The sequence below is a fragment of the Acidaminobacter sp. JC074 genome (assembly GCF_022496765.1).
In the GTDB taxonomy this organism is placed as follows: Bacteria; Bacillota; Clostridia; order Peptostreptococcales; family Acidaminobacteraceae; genus JABXKX01.
In genome coordinates this window covers 1-2,094 of sequence record NZ_VANV01000055.1, presented here as the reverse complement: position 1 = coordinate 2,094, position 2,094 = coordinate 1, and the positions used below count along the sequence as shown (strand labels likewise).

Below are 2,094 nucleotides of genomic sequence, written 5' to 3'. Positions count from 1 at the left end.
GTAAATGAATCTAACACATTTCCTTCTGAATCAATGATAGCGCAATCGTGCTTATCTTTAGCGATATCGATACCAACGTAATACATAAAAAACTCCTTTCATAATAGTAAGTTTGCTGTGTATCACATACCGATGTCATGTACCCTTGCTATAGATAAAACGTTGATCGTTATCGTACTAATAAACAAAGAAAAACATAGATATGTGATTATTGTCTTACCAAAGTAGTCTAGCTACAGGAGAAAAAACTAATTCACAGCACCTATGTTATATATACAGTAAATATAAAATAATGAAACAGTAGCTAAACTACTTAACTTCATTATACAAGCTTCTTGCGATATAGTTAAAAAGAACCCTCACAACTTAATAAGATATAATAGTAATAACCACAAAACTAACAATCTTATTTAAGAGGAGGATTCAAATGAATTATAGCAAGGCTGAAAAACTTAATCAAATCACTGATAAAACTTTAATCGTTGGAATAGATGTTTCTAAGAATTTTCATGTTGCAAGAGCACAAGATTTTCGGGGAATTGAGTTTGGAAAATCGATAACATTTAACAATAATCATATAGGATTTACAGAATTAGGTGTATGGATTGGTGAATTAATGCATGAAAACAGTAAAGAAACTCTGATTATCGGTCTAGAACCAACTGGCCCTTATTGGATTAATTTAGCTAGGTATTTGAGACAAAACAATATTAAGGTTGTGACGGTAAATCCAATGCATGTTAAGAAGATTAAAGAACTTGATGACAATAGTCAAACCAAGACTGATTTCAAGGATTCAAAGATAATTGCGCAGCTAGTCAAGGATGTTCGTTTTTCAGAGCCTAATTTGTTAGTTGGTGATTATGAAAGTTTGAGAAATGCAAAAAATCTTAGAGAAGTAATGATAAAAGATTTATGTCGGATTAAGAATCAAATGCACAATTGGTTAGATCGTTATTTCCCAGAATATCAAGTTGCTTATAAAGATTGGGAGGCTAAATCGTTTTTGACGATTTTAAAATTGTATCGATTTCCTTCTAAAATTGCAAATGTTGGGTCGAGTGAAATCTATAATGCGTTACCAGGCAAATTACGAAAAGGGGTTGGTTTAAATAAAATTACAAAGTTGGTTAATGCGGCTCAAAATAGTATCGGTACAACTGTAGGCCTTGAAATGGCAGAGGAAGAATTAAAGTATCTTCTAAAACAGTATCATAATATTTCTGATGAAATATCGGCTCTAGAATTAAAAATTGAGAACATTTGTAGACGTTTACCTGAGGTACAAAAGTTACTAAAAATAAAAGGTATGGGATTATCTACAACCAGTGGAATTATATCTGAAATCGGTGATATAAGAAACTATTCACATCCAGATCAACTAATAAAGATGGCAGGACTGTCACTCATTGAGAATAGTTCTGGTAAGAAAAAGGGTCAAACGACAATTAGTAAACGTGGGCGAAGTGATTTACGTAAGTTTATGTACCAAGTAATATTTAGTATGTTAGCAAAAAATGAAGCTTTTAGAGAACTCTATAAATATTTCACTGAACGAAAGAAAAATCAGTTAAAAGGCAGGCAAGCAATAATGGCACTTGCTCGAAAACTGTTAAGAATAATATACTCTATTGTGATTAATAATTCGGATTATGATGAAAGAAAAATGCTTTCTGATATAAAGCGTCCAAAAGAATTTTTAATGACCGCATAAATCCTAGAATAGAATTATTATATAGCAAATAGACTACAGCAATATGTTCATCGCAGCAATAGTAGTAAGTGAGATGAATAAAAAAAATGAAAAATGACAAAGGTGACGATCCCGCATTTTCTCCATGAGGGTATAACCCTGGATACGAGCATATAGGGACTCACATATAGTAAAAGATGGGCGAAAGAAGTTAGGGGCATGACCCTGTTAGAAAGAGGTTCGACTGCTGTATTAGTGTTTCTGCCTAATAGATTTGGCATTGCCTAGCTCTTAGGCATTGTCTTTAATCATATATATTTGCTCTCTTGATTTGTCATAGTTTATATAATAGACTTACATAAAATTATATGTAAGTAGGTGAAAAGGAAAAACACCACTAT

Annotated in this window: 1 protein-coding gene; it reads left to right on the top strand. The window is 32.1% G+C overall.

Annotated features, from left to right (window positions below):
• Positions 1 to 427 precede the first annotated feature (427 nt).
• The gene (locus tag EZV73_RS28145; protein ID WP_240843918.1) at positions 428 to 1,714 is read left to right on the top strand and encodes an IS110 family transposase; all 1,287 of its coding nucleotides are present in this window, start codon (positions 428 to 430) and stop codon (positions 1,712 to 1,714) included.
• The last annotated feature ends 380 nt before the right edge of the window (positions 1,715 to 2,094 follow it).

Coding starts and splice junctions, on each gene's coding strand:
- EZV73_RS28145 (WP_240843918.1), top strand. CDS start 428: ATGAATTATAGCAAGGCTGAAAAACTTAATCAAATCACTGATAAAACT.